This is a genomic window from Acinetobacter sp. CE-15 (assembly GCF_051059255.1).
Classification (GTDB): domain Bacteria; phylum Pseudomonadota; class Gammaproteobacteria; order Pseudomonadales; family Moraxellaceae; genus Acinetobacter; species Acinetobacter guillouiae.
Genome location: NZ_CP192737.1, coordinates 904,640 through 925,546, shown reverse-complemented (window position 1 = coordinate 925,546; position 20,907 = coordinate 904,640). Strand labels below are relative to the sequence as shown.

28 protein-coding genes and 1 pseudogene are annotated in these 20,907 nt (G+C 36.8%); 3 read left to right on the top strand and 26 right to left on the bottom strand.

What is annotated here, in order from left to right; genetic code table 11:
* Positions 1-37: 37 nt before the first annotated feature.
* The 24 genes and pseudogenes from ACQ7EO_RS04500 to ACQ7EO_RS04385 form a co-directional block, all read right to left on the bottom strand.
* Positions 38-682, bottom strand: a complete 645-nt coding sequence (locus tag ACQ7EO_RS04500; RefSeq protein WP_434278973.1) for a tail assembly protein — start codon at positions 680-682, stop codon at positions 38-40.
* Positions 675-1,418: a C40 family peptidase gene (locus ACQ7EO_RS04495; protein WP_434278972.1), complete on the bottom strand. Its 744-nt coding sequence runs from the start codon at positions 1,416-1,418 to the stop codon at positions 675-677. The genes ACQ7EO_RS04500 and ACQ7EO_RS04495 overlap by 8 nt, the downstream gene beginning before the upstream one ends.
* Before the next feature lie 2 nt (positions 1,419-1,420).
* Positions 1,421-2,188 carry a phage minor tail protein L gene (locus ACQ7EO_RS04490; protein ID WP_434278971.1) on the bottom strand — a complete coding sequence of 256 codons (768 nt, stop codon included), beginning with the start codon at positions 2,186-2,188 and terminating at the stop codon, positions 1,421-1,423.
* Complete coding sequence (locus ACQ7EO_RS04485; RefSeq protein ID WP_434278970.1) at positions 2,175-2,507, bottom strand: hypothetical protein; 333 nt, start codon at positions 2,505-2,507, stop codon at positions 2,175-2,177. Before ACQ7EO_RS04485 ends, ACQ7EO_RS04490 begins: the two co-directional genes overlap by 14 nt.
* A gap of 57 nt (positions 2,508-2,564) precedes the next feature.
* Positions 2,565-2,909 (bottom strand): phage tail protein, encoded by a 345-nt coding sequence (locus ACQ7EO_RS04480; RefSeq protein ID WP_287839110.1) that lies wholly within the window; start codon positions 2,907-2,909, stop codon positions 2,565-2,567.
* Positions 2,910-3,186: 277 nt separating this feature from the next.
* A complete protein-coding gene (locus ACQ7EO_RS04475; RefSeq protein WP_434278969.1) occupies positions 3,187-3,672 on the bottom strand; it encodes a hypothetical protein in 486 nt (161 codons plus the stop codon).
* A gap of 2 nt (positions 3,673-3,674) precedes the next feature.
* On the bottom strand, positions 3,675-4,589 hold the full coding sequence (locus ACQ7EO_RS04470; RefSeq protein ID WP_434278968.1) for a phage tail tube protein: 915 nt from the start codon (positions 4,587-4,589) through the stop codon (positions 3,675-3,677).
* Positions 4,590-4,667: 78 nt separating this feature from the next.
* Entirely contained in the window at positions 4,668-5,192 is a 525-nt protein-coding gene (locus tag ACQ7EO_RS04465; RefSeq protein WP_434278967.1) for an antA/AntB antirepressor family protein, read from the bottom strand.
* A gap of 184 nt (positions 5,193-5,376) precedes the next feature.
* A complete protein-coding gene (locus ACQ7EO_RS04460) occupies positions 5,377-5,787 on the bottom strand; it encodes a hypothetical protein (RefSeq protein WP_434278966.1) in 411 nt (136 codons plus the stop codon).
* Positions 5,784-6,167 carry a hypothetical protein gene (locus tag ACQ7EO_RS04455; protein WP_434278965.1) on the bottom strand — a complete coding sequence of 128 codons (384 nt, stop codon included), beginning with the start codon at positions 6,165-6,167 and terminating at the stop codon, positions 5,784-5,786. Before ACQ7EO_RS04455 ends, ACQ7EO_RS04460 begins: the two co-directional genes overlap by 4 nt.
* A gap of 41 nt (positions 6,168-6,208) precedes the next feature.
* Positions 6,209-6,856: a hypothetical protein gene (locus tag ACQ7EO_RS04450; RefSeq protein ID WP_434278964.1), complete on the bottom strand. Its 648-nt coding sequence runs from the start codon at positions 6,854-6,856 to the stop codon at positions 6,209-6,211.
* 131 nt (positions 6,857-6,987) lie between these two features.
* On the bottom strand, positions 6,988-8,427 hold the full coding sequence (locus ACQ7EO_RS04445) for a hypothetical protein (RefSeq protein WP_434278963.1): 1,440 nt from the start codon (positions 8,425-8,427) through the stop codon (positions 6,988-6,990).
* Between the two features lie 103 nt (positions 8,428-8,530).
* Positions 8,531-8,905, bottom strand: coding sequence for a glutamate 5-kinase (locus ACQ7EO_RS04440; protein WP_434278962.1), 375 nt, complete (start codon positions 8,903-8,905; stop codon positions 8,531-8,533).
* Positions 8,902-9,276: a hypothetical protein gene (locus ACQ7EO_RS04435; RefSeq protein WP_434278961.1), complete on the bottom strand. Its 375-nt coding sequence runs from the start codon at positions 9,274-9,276 to the stop codon at positions 8,902-8,904. The genes ACQ7EO_RS04440 and ACQ7EO_RS04435 overlap by 4 nt, the downstream gene beginning before the upstream one ends.
* Before the next feature lie 7 nt (positions 9,277-9,283).
* Positions 9,284-9,622: a hypothetical protein gene (locus tag ACQ7EO_RS04430; protein ID WP_434278960.1), complete on the bottom strand. Its 339-nt coding sequence runs from the start codon at positions 9,620-9,622 to the stop codon at positions 9,284-9,286.
* 42 nt (positions 9,623-9,664) lie between these two features.
* Positions 9,665-10,801, bottom strand: a complete 1,137-nt coding sequence (locus ACQ7EO_RS04425; RefSeq protein WP_327857645.1) for a P22 phage major capsid protein family protein — start codon at positions 10,799-10,801, stop codon at positions 9,665-9,667.
* A gap of 16 nt (positions 10,802-10,817) precedes the next feature.
* Complete coding sequence (locus ACQ7EO_RS04420; RefSeq protein ID WP_303578024.1) at positions 10,818-11,594, bottom strand: DUF6651 domain-containing protein; 777 nt, start codon at positions 11,592-11,594, stop codon at positions 10,818-10,820.
* Positions 11,595-11,702: 108 nt separating this feature from the next.
* Entirely contained in the window at positions 11,703-11,912 is a 210-nt protein-coding gene (locus tag ACQ7EO_RS04415) for a hypothetical protein (RefSeq protein WP_303578025.1), read from the bottom strand.
* Between the two features lie 587 nt (positions 11,913-12,499).
* Positions 12,500-13,600 (bottom strand): annotated as a pseudogene (locus tag ACQ7EO_RS04410) (phage head morphogenesis protein); the annotation flags it as partial.
* Positions 13,566-15,041 (bottom strand): DUF4055 domain-containing protein, encoded by a 1,476-nt coding sequence (locus ACQ7EO_RS04405; protein WP_434278959.1) that lies wholly within the window; start codon positions 15,039-15,041, stop codon positions 13,566-13,568. The pseudogene ACQ7EO_RS04410 and the gene ACQ7EO_RS04405, both read right to left, overlap by 35 nt.
* Positions 15,038-16,534 carry a terminase gene (locus ACQ7EO_RS04400; protein ID WP_434278958.1) on the bottom strand — a complete coding sequence of 499 codons (1,497 nt, stop codon included), beginning with the start codon at positions 16,532-16,534 and terminating at the stop codon, positions 15,038-15,040. The genes ACQ7EO_RS04405 and ACQ7EO_RS04400 overlap by 4 nt, the downstream gene beginning before the upstream one ends.
* A gap of 9 nt (positions 16,535-16,543) precedes the next feature.
* The gene (locus tag ACQ7EO_RS04395; protein ID WP_434278957.1) at positions 16,544-17,104 is read right to left on the bottom strand and encodes a terminase small subunit; all 561 of its coding nucleotides are present in this window, start codon (positions 17,102-17,104) and stop codon (positions 16,544-16,546) included.
* An 889-nt stretch (positions 17,105-17,993) separates the two neighbouring features.
* Entirely contained in the window at positions 17,994-18,434 is a 441-nt protein-coding gene (locus ACQ7EO_RS04390; protein WP_434278956.1) for a hypothetical protein, read from the bottom strand.
* Between the two features lie 81 nt (positions 18,435-18,515).
* Complete coding sequence (locus ACQ7EO_RS04385) at positions 18,516-18,758, bottom strand: hypothetical protein (protein ID WP_434278955.1); 243 nt, start codon at positions 18,756-18,758, stop codon at positions 18,516-18,518.
* A 350-nt stretch (positions 18,759-19,108) separates the two neighbouring features.
* On the opposite strand from ACQ7EO_RS04385, the gene ACQ7EO_RS04380 reads away from it, so the two are divergent.
* From ACQ7EO_RS04380 to ACQ7EO_RS04370, 3 genes are all read left to right on the top strand, one after another.
* Positions 19,109-19,294, top strand: coding sequence for a hypothetical protein (locus ACQ7EO_RS04380; RefSeq protein WP_434278954.1), 186 nt, complete (start codon positions 19,109-19,111; stop codon positions 19,292-19,294).
* Positions 19,295-19,342: 48 nt separating this feature from the next.
* Entirely contained in the window at positions 19,343-19,534 is a 192-nt protein-coding gene (locus tag ACQ7EO_RS04375) for a hypothetical protein (protein ID WP_434278953.1), read from the top strand.
* Positions 19,535-19,924: 390 nt separating this feature from the next.
* The gene (locus ACQ7EO_RS04370) at positions 19,925-20,137 is read left to right on the top strand and encodes a hypothetical protein (protein ID WP_333667726.1); all 213 of its coding nucleotides are present in this window, start codon (positions 19,925-19,927) and stop codon (positions 20,135-20,137) included.
* Positions 20,138-20,265: 128 nt separating this feature from the next.
* On the opposite strand, the gene ACQ7EO_RS04365 is transcribed toward ACQ7EO_RS04370, so the two are convergent.
* Both ACQ7EO_RS04365 and ACQ7EO_RS04360 read right to left on the bottom strand, forming a co-directional pair.
* Positions 20,266-20,469 carry a hypothetical protein gene (locus ACQ7EO_RS04365; RefSeq protein ID WP_434278952.1) on the bottom strand — a complete coding sequence of 68 codons (204 nt, stop codon included), beginning with the start codon at positions 20,467-20,469 and terminating at the stop codon, positions 20,266-20,268.
* A 2-nt stretch (positions 20,470-20,471) separates the two neighbouring features.
* On the bottom strand, positions 20,472-20,906 hold the full coding sequence (locus ACQ7EO_RS04360) for a hypothetical protein (protein ID WP_434278951.1): 435 nt from the start codon (positions 20,904-20,906) through the stop codon (positions 20,472-20,474).
* Position 20,907 lies beyond the last annotated feature (1 nt).

The window sequence follows — 20,907 nt, the reverse complement described above, 5'->3', positions numbered from 1 at the left end:
ACAATAAAAAAGCGCTTAATGCGCTTATATTCTTAAATTATTTCTTTCCACCGCTGCTGCCACCGCCTGTAAAACCAGCATCTGCAGAACTAAAAGTATCTACTGCAAATTGACCAGCATTTACGATGAATCCACCGACTTCGCGCTGACCATAAAGAATCGGAACTGGATTGCCTTGTGCGATTGTGGTGACTGCTCCACCAAATCCCTTGTTAGACTTATTTCCATCTTGGTTTTGATCTTCCTCGTCCATCTTTGGCATCATCATTTGAGCAATACCTCCAACTATCATACCAACGCCAGCAGCAATCATACTCACACCAATCTGAGCCCCGATACCTGTCCATCCGGCAACATAGCCAATTACCGCACCAGCAACAACCATCACAACACCCAATATAGTTTGAAGCGCTCCATTCCCCCCAGCCCCAATGACTTTAGGCACAATCTTGATAACTTTGGCACCAGTTTCAAAGTCGATTTGATCCTCACTGATATTTTCATCATCTTGAAAAACAGCAAAGCTAAGTCCTTGTTCATGAGCGGTTAGCATGAATTGTTCAAAGCCGGGCACTTGGACTGATAGTGCTCTTACAGCTTCACGGGTGCTTTCAACAGCAAGCTTAAATTCCTTACCAAACTTCTTTCCGAGTACGCCATATAATTTGATCGTTTTAAGCATTCTTATGCCTCACAATTTTGACAACACGCTCTTGCCATTGTTGCCCAAAGATTTCACGCACTGACTTTCGACCATAAGGATGATGTAGGATTAATGGTCCACCAAAACAACTTGTGCTTTCTTCTGACTTTAATTGCCACTGATCACCCAACCAAATCACAGCATGATTCGGGTGTTCTGTACGGCCAACATTACACACCAACATGTCACCATACTGAGGTTCTCTGACTTCATAAAATCCAGCTGCGTCTAAATTTTCGAGATAAAGGGATTTGTGATTTTTATCACTCCACCAATCATCTTTACGTTCAAAATCAATCAACTGAATACCTAATTCACGATTATAAAAATCACGAATAATTGAGTAGCAATCTTGATATCCATGATGATAATCACGACCAATGAGTGGTGCTTTATAACCACATGGCTTATAGACTTGAAAATCTACTTCAGGCCAAGCACAGATCACCCATGGCATTTCATGAAGTTCAATTTGTAATAAATCTAAATCAGAAGCACGAGCTGTAGCATTTGGATGTGAATGTACATAGGCTTGAATCTCACCTTGATCTTCAGCATTCGCCAAGTCTTCATGATGAATTTGAAACTGACCTTTTTCAGCGACATTACGGCATGGAATATACACACCAGAAACAATAACCCCGCAACATTCTGCGGGGAAACATTGTTCAGCATGAGATAGAATCGCTGCTTTTAGTTTTTTATTTAATTTCATTTTTACACCATTGAAGATGCAGGGAATCCACCAAAATGAAGCTCATTCTCTCGGCAACGACAGCCTGATGTTCGATAGTTACATCGATCTAAAGCTGGATTGTCTGTCGATTCATCTTTTTCAGTAAACATTGCAGATCCGATATATCCGCATTCTTCACTTCGATAGTCCCAATTGCAGTAGTTTGAGATTTGCCGTGTAGGGATTTTTAGCCCTTCAAAATCCACTGGATTAGAAAGTTCAAACGTCACTTGCTGAGCATTTTCAGAAGTCTTTTGTTCAATGAACCAAATCTGCTCGCGCTTCTCACTTGGATTAGCCGTGGCATTACCAGCACTAAAGTTTTCAGCATCAAGATATTTGGCTAATGTGGTAATGACTTTGATCTTTGCACCAGCAAAATCACCAAACTGTAAACAATACGCTGTTACCGCACCTTGAATACCTTTAATATTGTTGGCCATACTTAAAGTTGGTGCTGAAGCCTTGCCATCACTACGCATTTCTAAGCCTGATACTTGCAACGCCATTGGCTCAAAAGTCTGACCATTAAAAATGATATTACGTTGCCAAACTTTTTTATCACCAGGATCAGATCCCTCACCGATTGAGACAGAATCATTACCAATCGATGAATAAATCTTTTTCCAGTCTTCATAAGAAATATGACCATGAAAACGCAAAACGCCAGCTCCTAATGCACTGGCGTCTAATTCAAATAGTGTGATTAATCCATCTACATACAGCTTTTGAAAATCACTGTTTAACATTGTCATTCACCACAATATCAAGATCCAAACCTTCCACATCATAAATGGCTTGAATCGATTGGATTGAAACTCCTGAGCGATTCTGCAAAGAAATAATATGAGGGATCAACCAACTTATGAATTGTGCTTCTTTTAATGAGACTCGGCTCGCATCAGGCTCTTTATCCTTTTTTAAACCAATTAATACATCATCTGTGGCCTTGTTATAATCAATCGACAGATAATCTATTTTTGATCCAAATTCATAGGCTGATGCTTCAATTTTGACTATGAGTGCTGCAGTAAAACTTGCTTCAATTTGTGTAAATTGTTTTGACATTTTTCATGTTCCTTCAAGTAAAAAGCCCCAACGAGTGGGGCGTGAAGTTAATTAGATTTATGGGTAAAAAACTTGGGTAAAGGTAGTGGAAATAGTCCAGATCATTCCACCCACTTGACTAGGTGTATAGCTTGTATCTGTTTTGACGCGCACCTCACCATCCAATGGAGAATTCCATAGAAATGAATCAGCCCCTTTGTGTCGATCAAAAAAAGCTTTGATTTGAAGAATCTCTTCCTTGGTAGATGTAAATTTGTAAGGCCATTCCCCCTTTTTATTGTTGATGCCTACTGAGATATTCTGCTCGTAGCCATCTCCAAATTTCGAAGTCAAAATATTGAAGTTTTGTTTGCCTGAGTTTCCATCTAGATCACATGGATATGTAAATTTTTCATTGCTCATAAATTGCGTCCAATAAAAATCACCATTTGATGGTTCTATATTTATTTACACCCTTCCAAAAACTTCCCGTCCAACGCAAAAATACACTCTACAAAAACAGCTCTATCTATATCACATCCATAAACATCAAAATAACTCTTAATGTCTGCTAGTGTAAGTGAATCATATGATCCACCACCGCTAGGAAAAGCAATAAAACGGCGTGCCTTTGAAATTAAATTAAAGGCTTTGATGATATGGTTTGCGGTGTAACTTGGCTCTAACCGCTCAGGTGGTTTTATGCCGAGCTTTTGGTAGACTTCTGCGGTTTTTTCTTCGCACCATTTGATGTTTCTTTGTTCGTAGTGCTTGAGGACTTTCCCACTTCATCAGCAATCTCTTCAGTCTTAGAGTCATGGATCACCTTAGCCTTTTCCATGATGAAAACAATAATTTCAAGTGATTGCTTTGAGCTTGTACAAATCAGTTCAGCATTTTGTTGGCTGTATTCGATCGGCTTCTTATCCTTACCTACTAACCCAACCCATCCTAACAATAGATGTGAAACAGCACGGTTAAAACCTAATTTGGCCTTAACCGCTCCTTCATCTGTTACTGCCTTAATGCCTGCAAGCTCTTGCTCAGCTTGAATCCCATTGAGTTCAAGTGAACGCTGAAACGATGGCTTATCAATACTCGCAATGAGTAGTTTCACACCATCTTTAAAATCAAACCATTCTTGAACGTATTCAATGGACTTTTGTTCTTCGATTTCAATTAACATGATTAAGGCCCCGCAACTACAGGAATACGTGTAAGAGTCGGTGCAACATCCGCGACTGTGAACGAGAATTGGGTAGTTAATACATCACCAGCACCACCACTTGGCAAAGGCGCAGATACTTGAACCTTAGGTAGTTTGAGCGTGTATTTATTACCTGCAGTATCTTTCAATGAATATTCAAGGCCGATCGGCTCATTTAAGAATTGTTTTTCATAAAGTTCTGCAGTGTTTTTGGACCATGCAATTGTAAAGTTACCACTGCCTTTCATAATGGTTTCTAAGATTGCGGCAATGTTATTTTCATAGTCTAAGCACTTCTGAATTTGCATTGTATTATCAATGGTTAATTCAATCTGAGTGATGCACATTCCTGGTTTCTTTTCGCCATCAATAAGAATGTCGCCGGTAGATAGACTAGTTAAAGGTACTGCATCCACTGCCGGTGTTACGGTACCAGTCGGAGCTACCTCATAAGCTGTGCGCTTCATTCCCATAATTGCGAATTTAGAAGTCACAATGCCACCATCAGGAATTGATAAAGTCCATTGGTTAATGTGGCAACCTGTGAAAACTTGGAAGTTATCGATATCACTAAAGCCGCGAATAATCGAAAGTGTTCTTCGAGTAGTACCACCAAATGTTAAAACGTTGCTCTTCCAAGCATTGAAGGCGATTAGCTCTAAGACTCCATCTTGAATGCCATAAGCCCATTCAGATTCAATATCGCCTTGCACTTCAACACCAGTCACTAAAGTACCAGCTGCAATTCGTGAATCTTTGATCGTTTGTGATTCGGTGGTTTGTGCTGATGCATCTAAACCATTAGTGGTAAATGCAAATGTATTCCAGGTTGTTGCAATCACACCAGGTGATGCTTCAAAACCAATTCGGGTTAATTGTTTAGCTCCAGAACTCATTAAGTTCTCCTTAATCTAGGCGTAAAAAAACCTCCTTTAAGGAGGTGGATTGATTAATTAAAGGGTTAGATTTGAAATCTAACCCTCCAGTTTTAAACTTGGTTGAGCATGTTCAATAAGCTCGTCTAATTTTTTCAGTATCTGTGGTCTAATTTGTTTTCCTCCAACGCTTAGAATTCTTCCTGCATTGGATAAGGTTTCTTTCCACTGATCAGCAATCAAAGATAATTTTCCAATTTCAATTTGGATGCCATTTAATGTATTGCGTGCTAATTCTTCTTGCTCAATGTAAAACTTGCGGATTTCAAAACCCTTTTCATTTCGTTCCATCATTCCAAGATGCTTTGTCATATCTACAGAAATAATGTATTCAGTTGTTGGACGACCACCTTTTAGGTTTTCGTCTTTTTTGACGAAAACCGTATAATCAAAATTTTCTTCAAATTTGCATTGGTTAATTCGTCGTTTAATCCAATGAGAAAACTCCGCTTTGACTTCTAGCATTTTGTGCAAATCACGGGCATTTACGCCAAGTTGAATTTTTCCATTAAGTTCCACTTCGATAAATGGACTTTTACCTTCAATTTTTACAATCGCATTCATTGTTATGCTCCGACCACTCATAAATAAAAGAAAGCCAACAAGAAGATGCAATGAGTAGTCGAAACGACCATCTTCCTTTCAGGAGCTACCCTAGTTGGCTTGGATGCCATATTTCAGGCATTAAAAAACCTGCCACTAAGGACAGGTTCGTTTAAAAGTAATTCAGGTTTGTTGTGTGATTAAGCTAATTAACTCGAAACTCAGCTCTAACTATCTTTGCATAGAAATTGTCATCATCCATATCTTGTGGCGCATGGACTTTATAGACTTCAAGAAATGAAACACCAAAGGATTGTAAGAAGTCTCTCCATTTAACACATAGATTTGTCATTTCAATCGTGCCTGAATTCTTTGGTGCAAAGCATTGAATTGAAATAGTGCCTATATCTCGAATACAGGGTCTATTTCCAATACCTGCAATCAAACTATCTCCATACTGAATATAAACTTTGCACCAAAGTTTATTTGATGGTGGATCAAATGGTTTACCATCTGGAGTTTTCTGATTTTCAATACGAAGATTTGTTTTTTCCACACCACTAAATTGACCTATTCGCTTGTATATCGCCAATTCAGCCTCTGATAAAGTCATCATTTATATCTACTCTTAACTGACTGGAATGTGATTGAATAAATTCCTAGTGGTGCTTGTTCTTTTGAGTGTCCGTTTTCCAATCGGATAGCATAAGGCAGATTATTACTAATGAAGACTCTCATCCCCAATTGAACGCTCAGTATTTTAGCCATTCCATCTGCAATGGTTGCCGTACCTGATTTATCTTTTTTCTGAAAGTCTTTGGTGTAATCCACACTGCCAATTGAAACTCGATGATTGCCTCTAAAAGCCCCTGTATCTACTGGACTTTTAAGCACTACACCTTGAAGCATTGCTGCTGTGATTTTTCTTTGTAATTCTGAGCCATCACGCAAAACTTGGAGTGTGAATTGTGATGGTCTTAATCCATTCCAAGCCATATTTCACCCATAAAAAAACCCACCGAAGTGGGTTTATATGATTAATCTAAATTTCCAATCTTTAAGTTAATTTGCAAATTATTAAGTTGGTTAATGATACCATTTAGTTTGTTAATTGATTTATCAATCTCCGTAAAACTTGGACTAAATTTATTATCTGACATTTGATAATCTCTGTCTAAACGATACATTAGACCTGTAGATTCTTTTAATTTTTCTGAGACAGTGAGTGCTAAATCTATAAAATCAACTACCTTTTCATTTGTTTTGTTTAACCTATTAATGTCTCTAATCACAGAATCTATCTCAAGTAAAAGTATATTTTTTGTATTATTAATCTTTAACCCCCGCTCTTCCGATTCTTTTTCACCACTAACAATTATTCCTAAGTAGTTAATGAGAGTTCTCATGATTTGATTGATATTTTTAATTATAATTTCACTATCGTTTTCAAGTTTTTTCTCAAGATGTTCTTGACGCCAATCATTAAAAAGAACATATGCGATTACAGGACCGACAAAGGCGGCACAAAATGATAAAGTATCTTTGGCTAGTTCGTAAATTTTATTTACATCTAGTTTTGGACCATCACTTTTTAATATCGCGCCAAATATAAAAAATATTATTGATGCTAATACCACTTTGCAAATAGCTTTATTTAGCTTTTCTTTTAAAGTAACTTTAATCATAAATCCCCCCTATTTTCAGAAGGATGATACTAAACTTTCCTCAACTGGCAAACCCAAATACTTCCGCTTGGATCTTTACCTACATTCAAGACTTTGAAATCATCGAAATGGGTTTTGTGTTCAACTAGTTATCATGTTAAACATTCTATTTGCTTTGACTCATTAAGCTTATTTAGCAAACCAAGAATCGGCTTGCTTAATTTTGAGAAGCACTCTGATTTTCCACCAAAATCCTTAAGCGGTTTGTATTTAAACCCTCTTGAAAGTTGATGAACTCTAGTTTCCAAATCAAATATAAAGCCAGCCTCACCAACAACTTCTATAACAATACTGTAATCATAAGGCATAGCCGCCTTGTTATTAAATCTAGCTTTTACACTATTGCAAGTAATGCCAACTTTGTAGAACATCTCATCCTTGGAATGACACTTCAGCACATAAAGTTTTGACAACCCACTATTCTTTCTTTTGCAAAACTTAATGTGCGCCTTTCTGCCAAACATGTAGGTTGGACTCTCTTCTTTTAAGCAAGTCGCACACCCACCACCCTTCCAATGGGTAGCTGGGGTTTGCTCAAACACCCCATGTTTCTGGCAAATTATTTTTACTCTTGTATTGTAATTAATATAACTCACCAAGGAGTAGTCATACCTTTTACCATGAGTCTTTGTGAATCTTGCTAGCATTGAAATCTTGCTGTGTTTAATGCCTGATCTATTTGTTTCAGCAGCACACTCTGCACATCCCACACTTTTTAAGTGAGCAATCGCTGTTTGATGAAAAACCCCATGTTTTTTGCAAATGATTGTTAGTTTTGAATTTTTATTTTTATAGCTCTTAATTTTAGAATAATCATATCTGGACCCGTGTTTTCTTCTAGCTTTTTTAAAGAAATTTTCTAATGTCCATCTTATACCGCCTTTACATATGTAACACCCTGAGCCACTCAGGTGAGCGTTGGGTGTTTGCGTAAAATACCCGTGAATTGAGCATCTGATTATCACCTCTTGAATCGCAGATACATACACCACTTTTTCATAACCATACAACCCGCCATGAACCACCAGTGCTTTTTTAATAAACTCTTGAGAATCGCTTTTTTTTAAAATCCTCAAACATTCATTTGCACACTTAATACATCCTTTGCCTTTAAGGTGGTTTGCTGGTGTTTGCAGGAAATCACCATGAATTAAACAAGTTATTAAAACTTTACTTGTATTATTAGAATACACCACATTGTCGTACTTATATCTGTTTTGATGGATAGCACTTGATCTCTCAATAAAACTATCAACGGACAAAGCTCTTGATTTTTTCCGACTTTCTATCCCACAAAGCTTACAACCTGTTATGGAGTTGATGTGTAACTGCGGTTTTTGATAAAACCTACCATGTGTTGGACAAGTAATCTCAATCAATGTTTGAGAATTAATGTAGACTACCTTTGAGTAATCAAATTTATCGCCAAATTTCTCTCTTGCTTTTTCTACAAACTCTACAGTGGAATATGCATTAAAATGGTTTTTCGATTGCATAGCTATCGCCATGACTTTAGAATTGCTCGCAGTCATCTTGTTACTCTAATTAACAGGTTGATTAGAGCTTGATTTGTGCTTCCAACACCAATCAAGCTTGATTATTTATTATACCAAATATTCAATACTTATAATTAAATTAAGCACTTATTTTCCTTAACTGCACCACAAAACCCACATCAGCGGACATTGGTAAAATACTGATAATTTTAAGCTCACCATATTTTGTTTGCCACACATCATTAATTTGTAGCTCGCCTGTTACCTCATTAGCTAAAACAATGGCTTTTTGGTCAGATACTTGATAATCACTTGGTTTCACAATGTATTTTTCATAATTACCATCTAATTTTCCCCGCCCAGCATATTGTTCAACAGTCACAGTAGGATAAGTCTGCGTTTCAAAGTCGAAATCACCAGATTGGATTTCTTTGGAGCAAGTGAAAGTAGTGATGGTATCTGCAAGCTTAGTATTAAAGGCCTTAGCCACTTTAGATTGAATCTTATCTCTCATCCGCGATACACCTTGAATGTGAATCCCTTGGGCTTTAGATCCAGCGAATTTATAAATGCTTTGGCAATCTGCTCAAATTCTGAAATTTCACGACTACCCTCTACAAATGACTCTTCAACTTCAACTGTATCGGCCTTTACTCGTTCACTTGTTGTTTGACGAGAAGTACCAGCGTAAATCACACCAGTTTTGATACCTTTAACAATTTCACAAGCAGCATCGATTAAAAGTGGATCAAATGGTTCTGGAACAAAACCAATTTCATTTTTCATCCAAGTATTTGCCAGTAAAATAAGACGAGCTTTATCACCATCTGGTGCAAAGTCATTACCCAATTTACGATTTGCGTCATCAACAGTGATAAAGCTCATAACTCACCTATTTAGCTTTTGTAGTTTTCGGTTCTTCTTTGTCCGTTTTATTAGAATTAACTTCCAATTCAGCAATACGGGCTTTCATTGCATCGATGTTATTTTGGAATGCAGTAAATTCACCTTGAGAGTTTTGAAGCTGTTCTAGACAATCCTTTAATTTGATCTCAGCTTCTTCTAATTGCTTTTTTGATTCTAAAATTGAATCAACATTTGGCGCTAGATTGGGCAAATTCGATAATTTAGAATCGCCATAAAGATCGTGTTGTCCATGAATAAAATCAGATTCATTGATTACACGATATCCATCACCATCTTTGATTTGAACTGTATTTAATAAAGTCATTTTTATTTTCCAAAAAATAAGGGCGATTTCTCACCCTTTTGGTTAACCTAAAAGTAGTCCAATGTGTCGCGGTGCAATAGCTTTGACACCCCACGCCAAACTGACTTCATAGACAACTTGTTTGTATTGGCGATAAACCGCAATTTCAAATGCCAATCCAGTAACGGGATCTACAATTTGCGTACGATCATCTGCACTATCCCCACCCTCTGGTAAGGCTGGAGTACGTGTTGCTAATGCAATTGCTGATCGTGAAAATGCGAGGTTTGGAACATAATTATTTCCAACACTAACAGCAGCTTTATCAGCTGGGACTAAAGCTAATCCATGATTGAGAATTAAATTAGAACCGGCTAAACCACCAGATACATATTGAGTCCCATCACCAGCAAAAGTCACAATATCCCCACCGAGAATTGTTCCAGTTCCTGTGTTTACCTCAATCGACTTATCACCAGCTGATGAAACACCATTTACAAGATATCCAGCACCAGTCCCTTTAGCATGTACACCTACTGCATGAGAGTGACGAATCGCAAAGTTCATAATACGATCAGTCATACCATTTCGTAGCATGTCATCACGACCAGCTTCATTGACTTTAAATAATCCTGCTTGCTTACCGCGCAAATTACCAATTGCTGCATGACCTAAAACTAATTGCAGGTCATTACGAGGAGCACCATTGTTTTCTAAGATACCTAGTGTGCCAGCAAAATCAGTCATATCAGCTGCAGTACTGAACGGCGTTTGTCCTGCCGTACCATAAGCAATTGATGCATTTTTATAAGCTTCTAGCCAACAATCTCGTTCGATTTCATTCACAAGCGTACGCATAGCTTGAGCAAAACGATCGGTTTGAATTGCTGCAAAAGTTCCCGCATTCTGTAGTGAACGGGTTTCTTCACCATTCCAACGAATAGGTACATTTCGCGACTTGGTAATTTTAGCCACGATATTATCTACAGTGCCGTCACCAGCATCTGGTGCATGCACACCTGGTTTAGTATCTTGTGCTTCTGCAACGGTTGTTACTGGAATTTTTACATCATCACCAACTGCAGCACGTTCAATACCTGTATCACGTGTTACTGCTGGAATAAAACCAGTAATCTCACGAGAAACAATATCAAGTGCTGCATAAAGCGTTGGCAATAAGCCATTTAAATTATTAGACATTCGCTAATCTCCAAAATTAATTTTCTGTAATTTGTCCGCCATCTTTCATAAATGACTGTTTTTCTGGTGGCGCTAATTGTTCAAAGCTTTGACGTGACATCGCTTTGCCACCCCCTTGTCCGCCTTGACCTGAAAAACCACCACCACCTGCTTGTGAACCTTTTAAAATGGAATCTTTGTGTTGGTATCCACCAATTAAGATTTCTAAAGCTTCATCAAAAGCAGCTTCATCACCATGATTTGTGCGGGAATAAATTTTTTGACCTTTGCCGTCATATGCGACAGGTTTGCCATCTTCGACCTTAAAGCTTTGGCCAAACATGGCTTGAACCATATCAATAGGAACAGCAACTTTTTCTTGAATAAACTTAGAACGAGCAAATCCACCACCGATCAATTCATTATGTAATTGCTGCTGAAATGCATCACGTTCAGTTGTGATTTGACCAAGTTGTGTTTCATAAGTTTGTTTTACTGAATCAATTGCTTCAGTTCGTACCCGTTCTGCTTCACCTGCATCAATCAACTTTTTATCATCAAAGTTTTTGATGGTATTTAAAGCATTTCGGGCTTTTTCTGCATCTAAACCTTCAAATGTTTTTAAACTCGCTTCCGCTTGTTCTTTGGCAATTCGATGGTTTTTTGCTTCTGATCCGAGTTCATTAATTTTTGCAATCGCATGTGGTGCATCAAAGGCAATCTCTGTTCCATCTTCATGGAGGTATAAAGGTTTACCTTCTTCATTCACTTCTGCGTAGGTCTTATTTTCGATTTGAATCGTTTTGAGTTTCATAGGTTTCCACCATTTTTAATTAAGCTTCCGCTCGTTTCACCAATCGTTTCCACTTTTGGCAGGCAATAAAAAAGCACCCTTTTGGGTGCTTGTATTAAAATGAATATGCTAGTTGGTTTCTTGAGGACCAAACTCTTTTTCACAAAGTTCTTTCAGATCATTCCAATATTTAACAGCATTCGGACCATCAAAAGTTAGATATTTCTCTCCTGAAGCCTCTACATCTTTAGTATGAATAATTTGATCAGGTGTAATCCCAAATTTTTCGAGCATTATCTTTTCAAACCGGAGTCTTTCAAGCTCTAGATCTTCTTCCATTAGCTTTTCTCTCTTTTATATTTAAGCCCAAGTTTTTGTGCAGTCAACATCCACAATTGATGTTCTAACTCAGATTGTGCATATCTTGAATTAATCCTATCACTATTAATCATATTTCTAGTTAAATCTAGTGCTTTCGGATTTAACTCTTTTAATGCTTGTCTAATTTCACTCTCACTTGGCCATAATTTATTAGATTCACCTTTAGACATAATAAAGCGCATATGCTGAGTAACAGCTCTAACTTCAGCTAAGTTTAATTCAGCAGCAGTAATAATATCATCAACAGAGAAATTTGAGCCACCTGGGTGATTGTGTGTGAATGTTGTTCCGACTACCTTACCCCATAGCTCACTAGGGACGTTAACTTTATTAATGTCTCCTGATAATGGATAAGATTTTTCACCATCATTGCTAATAAATATCCCATACTCCTTTCTGCTTTCTCTAAATTCTTCCTCAAAAGCAACAGCTCTCTTTCTCGCAGGTGTTGAAACGTCAGGCTTTTGTGTTTTGTTAGGTAAATCATAAAAACTTGGTTCATTTTGAGGCTGTTTAAAACTCTTGCCAGTTTTTGAAAATTTGAACACTGACTCAAAGCCTTTTTCATCCAACTTGCGCAATTCATCTAAAGTGAATTTTTGACCAGACAGTGGATCAACAAACTTATCAATTGGAAATCTACCCTCTTTATAGAGTGTGTATTTAACAGGACCTAACCATTCTTTTTGAAAAGACTCGTCTTGCCGATTAAACCACTCTTTATAGGTCGTATTCGCATCAACTTGGCCAATCTTTCCATCTCGCTGATCCTTGGGAATATTTTTAACTGAGCGTTTATCTGCAACAAAAGGTCTCAAACCCTCCAACGTTCCATCTTTCTCACATCCCACCTGAACAGTTCTACAACGGCGGTGATAAGGAGGTTTTTGATGGCCAACACCAACCAATTGGACACGACCATCTTTTACAGCACATCCAAAACTTGTTCGACCATCTAAAGTTGCGACATCTCTTGTATATTCAAATCCTAAAGCCAACCACGTCTGCAAATAAACATCATTGCTTAAATGTGCTCGAGCTGTACGCACTTCAGCATCAATTGCATTTCGTGATTGATTAAGCAGACCATCTGCATAATTTAGCTTTTTAGTACCTTTTATTCTTTGAATAATTTGTTGATTTGTCTGACCTAAATTCACACCATCACGAATAACATATTCAGCTTTCTTTCGAATACTCTCAGCAACGGTAGGGAAAATATAATCTAATAATTGACCACCTGCATAAGGAGTTTTCTTTGATTTTTTGAGTAAAGCATCTCCATTAATCTTGGGTACTTTTTTACCAGCTAACTTATAAATATATGCCGATTCATACGAAGCCAAAGCAATCATCGAAATATCAAGAATTTCAGGAAGAACAGTAGAAATTGACTGCTGCCAACCTGCCATGACTCCCTGAATTTCTTTCAACGACGAAGTAGAGTATTTAGCACTAGCTAAACTAGTCTTCTCAGATTCATTTAAATCATCGAGCAAGTCGCGAAGGTTATTTAACGCTTGGATAGATAAAGCATCGAAACTTTTTAAGATTTCATTGACCGAGGTAGAGGAAAGGCGCTGAAGATAAGAATTATGTTGATTTAAGGCATCAAGTATTGCTTGCTCTATCAGTTGATCTTTCATCATCTACACCTTGATATGGCTGATAACCAGCTAATGGCTTACTCATCCGATATTCTTCAATCTTCTTCTCAATTTCTTCCCACTTTGCATCTGAGAATGTTCCAGTTTGCTCATATTGATAAAGAATTTCAGGAGGCAGAAGATCACCTTGGACCATCTCTAAAATCAGTTTTGAACGTTCCACACTGTATTTTTGCTTATTAAAATCTTGAGAAATAACATAGGTCAGCTCATCAGGCTTTATATCGTGATCAGGCAAGGCAAACTTGGCACACCAACGTAACGCCATTTGTAATGCTTCGCTGATATTAGACACTGCCAGTGAAACAACTGAATGCTGCAAAGAGTCCTCATTATCTGCTTGTGTAGCAGTTTTATTAGCAGACCCCACCTCAATTAAGCGAGCACCCATTTCTTTCATTTGTACCCATTTATCTGTCATTAATTGCTTGGCCAAGTTATTTTCACTCGCTTGTGAAATTTCAACTTTTGTTGGAAATCCATTGCGAGCACCAATCGCTAAATTGTCCTTTTTAATGATTTCATATTGATCAGGGGTAATATTCGGCATAGAAACAATAGGCTGCCCAACAATAAATCCTGATTCTTCAACATCTGCAGAATTACGATAATGAGCAAGATTTAGATCAGCTAATTCAAGCAACGGCGGATTATTAATTTCGTCTGTATTATCTATCGCGCCACAAAATGTAAATGGAATATAGTTCCAATGCTTACCGTGATAATCCGTAGGGTAATAAAGCGGTCCAGCTTCAAAAATTTGTTTTTCATTCCGCTCATAAAGCTGTACTGAATAAACAAAATCATCCTGACCTTTGTGTAATCTCAAAACACGGTACTGGGTATCACTTGTACGACTAAACCCATCATCATCAAGCTTTGAAATATTCTCTTCAATCACGACCAAAGATAGTTTTTTCTGATTTCCCACAATGATGAAATCCCAATTAATAACGGATTGGGCTTTCAATGTGTGAATCATTGGGAATGCATTCTTTTGCTTATCTTCAGCCCTATTTCGACTAGGCTCAACTTGTGGGAAATCAACATAAATTCCACAACGATAATGCTTAAAAATCAATCGCAGCATTTGTTGTGAACTTTGATAAATAGATCGTCCTGCACCATCTGCATTTCGCTCTAAATACTCAAGCTCATCAGGTCTTTTAAAATCAGGCAACTTATTAAATGCTGAGCCAATATGACTAATTAAAGTTCGACCAGTCGCACCATAGAAAACCGCTCGATCTAAATACTCTTTATAACGATCTTCATCCCCATCACCAAAAGTGACAGGCACTGGTAAATATGTTTTACCTTTTTTCTTAATTGCATCCTGACCATCACAAACATCATCAACTTTATTCCAGGTATCGATGTTTTTAATATATTCAGGATGCTTTGAAGTTACACCTGTCATCTTCTTCTTCCAAAAATTGGTATATCGAGAGTTGTTACTGGTTTTGGTTTATTCATCGCTACACCAAACATACGGAATGCATCGGCACCATGAGACGTATGATCATGCAGAGGTTTATCTTTCCAACACCCTTTTTTGTCATCCCACTCTTTACGATAGTTTTCTAAATGAGAAATACCATCTTCACACTTGGTTTCATCAAACTCACAGTATTTAAGGATCTCACGAGTCTGTTCTATACCATCCATCACACCTATGCTTTCCACTACTTCAAATCGTACGGAATAGATTTCACCATCGATTTCATAACCTTCTTTAGCGATATCTAGACGAGATTTAGCATCACCTGTTAAAGAACGGTTTTTGATGTCGTGTGGTGCATAGTGTTTTGAATATGTGTAGCCTTTATCTTTCAACACTTTAAAATAATGTCTTAAGCCTTCACCCGAGTTTTCGTAATAATCAATGATTTGATAACATTCATCAGAAATTTTCCTGATAAACCAAATTGCCATTGAGTCTGAAACGCCTAAATCCCAAAAGGTCATTACTGGCAAATGATCATTACTTGGTAATTCGCCAACTCGGCCATTTGCATATAAGAATTTGAATTGCTTCTTGTAATACGCGCCTTCAACTGATTGCTGAAATGCTTCTTCAGGAATACTCGGATATTCTCGTTTAATATCATCACCCAAAGTCTTTTCTTTGGATGCATACCATGACTGTTGTTCAGGTGTGGTGTGAATATTGTGCTTAACTTTTAAATCTGAGAAGTATTCCTTTAATCGTTCCGATATCTCTGTTGCTGGGATTTGATATTCAGAGTTCTTCCACCATGAGAAGAAAAAGAATTTCCACTCTAATGAGTTTAAAGTTTTACCTTGAAGTTTTAACTTTTCAGCGTCTTGGCAATATTGATAGAAATAACCACTGCGTCCTTCTGCAGTACTTTCAAGAGTAATTCGACCACCAAGTGGAACAGCTTCAAATGCACCAGTAACAATCTCTTTTGCTTTATCAGGATGCTTTGCACAAATCTTCCCAAATTCTGAAACATGCAAGCTGTATAGCGTTCCACCACGAAATGAAGTTGAAACAGTAACGGATCCACCTTTCTTGAATACGATTTCACTGGTTGTTTCTTTGATAACTTTATTTGCCTGCTTAACATCATCAGTTAAGCGGTCATAAGCATATTTGGTCTTATTACGAAATAGGCGCTCTGCATCTGGCAAGGTGTGTGCGATCAAAGCACAATGCTTATGATGAAATAACGCTAGATCTAGCTGAATAATGCAAACTTCTGTAGTGAAACCAAGCTGACGAGCTTTAAGAATGACATTTCGGTCATGCATACCATCAAAGTATTCTAACTGCTCAGGTGTCATTTTAAATCTGACACATTTTCCATTTTTATCTTCTACAAAATAAAGATTATTTAAGCGCCAGAACCGATTTTTAAGGAGTTCTCTTCGTTTATTTGAGAGCATTTTACCTCCTTAAAGATCTTCATCTCCTATCTCATCCATAACATCTGAAATAGTTTTAACTGTAACTAAGCCTGTAAGCTCAACTTTATCTTTGAATGCCCCAACACTTACATGTTTACCAATCAGTTCAAGATTCTTAACCTTATCAGGCCATTTGATTTTTTTAAGCCAGCCTGATTGTTCACGATCTTCTCCGAAGCCCTCAAATTGCTCAATATTTTCTATATTGGAAACATATTGACGCCAAATTAAAGGCCACTCACCAATTGGTTTGAAGTTGTAAGAGTCATCCATAATGTCTAAAACGTCCATCTGATCTATCTCAACCAAACGCCTTAAAACATAATCCGCATCAACTTGTGTACGCTCCAGTCTTAAAGCACTTAAATAAGCAACACGTTCTTGAACTTCATCACGTTCAAATGCTCTCCAAGAAGTACTCTTATCTGCATACCCCGCCAATTCACCAGCTTTGGCAATGTTTAAGCATTTTAAATATTCTTGTGCTAACCGTTCGCGCCGATCATCTTCGAGTGGCTCACTCCCTTTCGGAAGCTCAATATCTTCCATAAAGGAATCTCCCAATTGATTAAATTCAATTCAAAATTTATAATTGTTAATGCAGGAGCAAGGACTCCCGATGGTTGTATTTATACTTCACAGGGTTCCTGCCGTTGGGTCGGCTATTACGCTGGTCTGTTTGCGTTAAGGTAACACCCTAGCAGACCTAAAGAACGAAGGACGCCACCCCTAATTTATTAGGATTAAAAGATGAGGCGGTAACAGTTGCATCTTTTTTGAGAAAGCCCGTGAGGGCTTTTATTTTTTGTTGGTAATAAAAAACCTCCCGGAGGAGGTTTAATGCGATTCTTTAATTAAGCAAAATGATCTTTTCGACCTAGTTTAGTTAAAAATCTTTCTAGATCAGCATAATTTGGGAAACTAATTTTTCTTGTATGTTCTTCAGAAAAATAGATTACTACAAAATTTGCTTGATCATTTATTTTAATCACCTTGATCTGGTCAGTATTAATTACCAAATCATCAACCTGAAGAAGCATTTCATTAATCTCTATAATTAATTTAGAAACAATAAATTATCAATTATTCGCTGTGGTATCAACTGACAAATTCTTCTTAATGCAATTAATAAACCCATTAATCTGCTTCACTCTCAACTCACACTGATTCTTAAACGCCCAAGTGGAATTGAGATGGTTAAGTGAAAGTATGCGTGCTTTATCTTGTTCGAGTAGTTTTAGATTCTTTTGCGCTTCAACCTTATTCATTCCACTTTCCTCTAGGCATTAAAAACCCTGTCAAATTAATGTCAGGCTTTTTGTCAAAAATTTTTTATTTAAAATCATCTCTTTAATAAAAAAATTTGAATAAAAATGTCTAAGATTTTGACAAATAAAAAGCCCATCCGAAAATGAGCTTATTTAAGTCTAAATTCTAATTACAAACCAAGCAAAGCAATTGCTAAAGGAGATTTATAACTTAATAATGCTGAATTTTTACATGCTAATGAAGCTGTATTGTTATCAAGAATCTTAATCCATGATTCAACTACACCTTTGATAAAACCCCAGCCAAAAGTTTCGCCTTTACTTTTTAACCATGCTTTTGTTTTATCTTTGAGTGTTTCTTCAATCAAACTGCGTTGAGAACTAGCTGTACCGAAGCCCAAAGACTCTAATACGTTTTTCATTCCAGCAGTAACACCATCAACAATAGAAATAAAAATGCCAAGATTCATAGTGCAATTTCGAATTTCATAAAGAATTGTATCTACAATATCTACTACCTCATCTGAAATTTGACTTTCATCAACTGAAATAGAAGTTTTGTAGAGGGCTTTAATTACATCTACATAATGTTGGCGTTCTTCAAGTGTCATTCATTTTCTCCTGACATAAAAAAACCGCCTTTCGGCGGTCATGGTGAATCCATCAAACTATTTGACGGATGAAATTTATTTTTAGTTAATTTTATTTAAACAAAAACTTTGAGCACTACTGCTATCTTTATAATTAAGCTGATTATTGAAACATGTGCAATATTGTCGTGACTTTGTATATTTTACACTCTCAGGAATATTTACTCCTATACATTCCTTTTCAATACCGCCAGTTTGAGATAATGGTAATTCACCTTTAACTAATAAAATAAAAAAACCAATACAAATAAATATAATAAATAGAAATAAATATTTATTTTTCATGATTATCTCAATGCAATTAATTCTAGGTCGATACTACTAAATTCAGCCTATTAATTGAATATAATTTATATACTTTAGACAATAAAAAAGCCCACTAAAAAGTGAGCTTTTTCCATAAAATAGGTTGACTTATAATATAGGTCATCCTATAATATCATTATCAAGACGAGATGGCAGTCTCAACTTGATGGGTGTAAGTCCTCAAGACTTACGAACTAACAAGGAATCTGGCATGATTAAGTTAGTTATCTTAGTAATTCTACTGTTAATCAGTATGAAAGTCTACTAAGAAAGCCCACCCCGAAAGGGGTGGCACTAACTAACTTAAGAAGTTATCAGGAGTACAGAAAATGGCAAAATCACCTACAGAAATTCAGCGTGATAGCGATTCAAAACGAGGCGTAAAAGTTAAATCTTTTAAACTCAAACTTGATGACATCGCATACATTGAACAAGTTGCCAAGAAACATGACTTGAGCCATAACGAATTACTTATGCAAGCGATTCGTTTCTATGATGAAAATATCAGTAAATAAGGTAGATATTTGACTTGCAGATTATCTAATTTTCGACAGGACATAATTATGGCTAAATCAAGATCAGAAATTAATCAAGAAAGTAATGAGCGTCGCGGTATCGTGAGCAAAAGCTATAAACTGCATGAAAGTACAGTTGAGCAAATCAAATCACTTTCAGAATCTACTGGAGAATCTCAAGCTAAAATTATCACTGAGGCTGTCAAACTTTACGTTGAACAATTAAATAAGCCTGATTAATTCAGGCAAATAAAAAACCCACCTTTTTGATGAGCTTATTGTGTAACCCAAATAAGGGATAATCCCGTATTTGATCAACACATTATTATTTACTTAAAAATGAAAACAAAAAAAGCCCGCTTAAAAAAACGAGCTTTTCCGAATTATATGCTTGCATATATTTATATGCTAGCATATAATGCTTTTAACAAATCAAGAATGGCAGTTCAAGACTTGGAGGCGGTAACTAAGTTACCAAAACAATAACTCTCAGGAGCTTAGAAGATGAAATACTTAATAATCATTCTTCTAGTTATCTTGGTAATGATTTCACAGTCAGCCTACTAAGATAACGGCAACCTCGAAAGGGGTTGCTCTCCTGATTATAGCTTAACCATTAGGATAATCAATATGTCAGAAATAAAGACTTCAAATGCTCAACTCAAAGCAGCTGATAACTACCGTAATAAAGCACTAGATAAAATCTCACCGATTATTATCTCTAAGAAAGAACAAGATGTTTTTGATGCCTTAACTGCGCTACAGGCGCATTACGGTGACAATCGCTCTAAAGCGGTAAAACAAGCCCTTTTAGCTCATGCAAAAGAGTTAGGATTGATTTGATAAAAGCATTTTCAATATAAAAAAATACCCACTAGATGGAACTAGTGGGTATATAAAACTTTAAAACTGTGTGGATTACCATAACTTCGTCCACTATAGCTGAAATATGCCATATTACGTTTAAACAGTCAATTCTCCAAACCAAAAACTACTAATGCTGTATATTCTGTCAAATTGCCTTTGTTTAGACTGTTATGACTTATATGAAGGATTCTTATAAATTCCCCTTCTAGCCCAACATTTAATTCATCTAATTTGTCATTTATTTGAACTGCTAAATCATTAATATGATTACCAGTAAAGTCTATTGTAACTTGTAAAGGACTTATCATTTTTACCCCATAATTAAAAAGCTATAACGACCTGATAGAAAGAATCTAGCACAACCAACTACAATATTCACCTGTCCTTTAGACTGATTAGTAATCTCAGCCACTGCACTAAGACTACGATTCTCCACCTTATGCTTAACCAAACACATCACCGCATACTTCGCTTGATAATCTACTGAATCGCTTTTAAAAATACTTGTCAGCAATGCCTGTACCTGCTCTGCCTCAAAGTCACTAATCTCACAACGGATATAACACTTCGAGTTACGTGGCGTTTTATCTGCTTCACGAATCAACCAATAAATCTGATTAACATGTAGACCATCAGGCAATTCACCGCCTTTTAAACGAGCGGTTTCACACCATGCACCAAATTGCTCAAGCCATCCATCAATTGTGTATTTAGACCAATCCATCACTCTCACCGCTACGTTCATT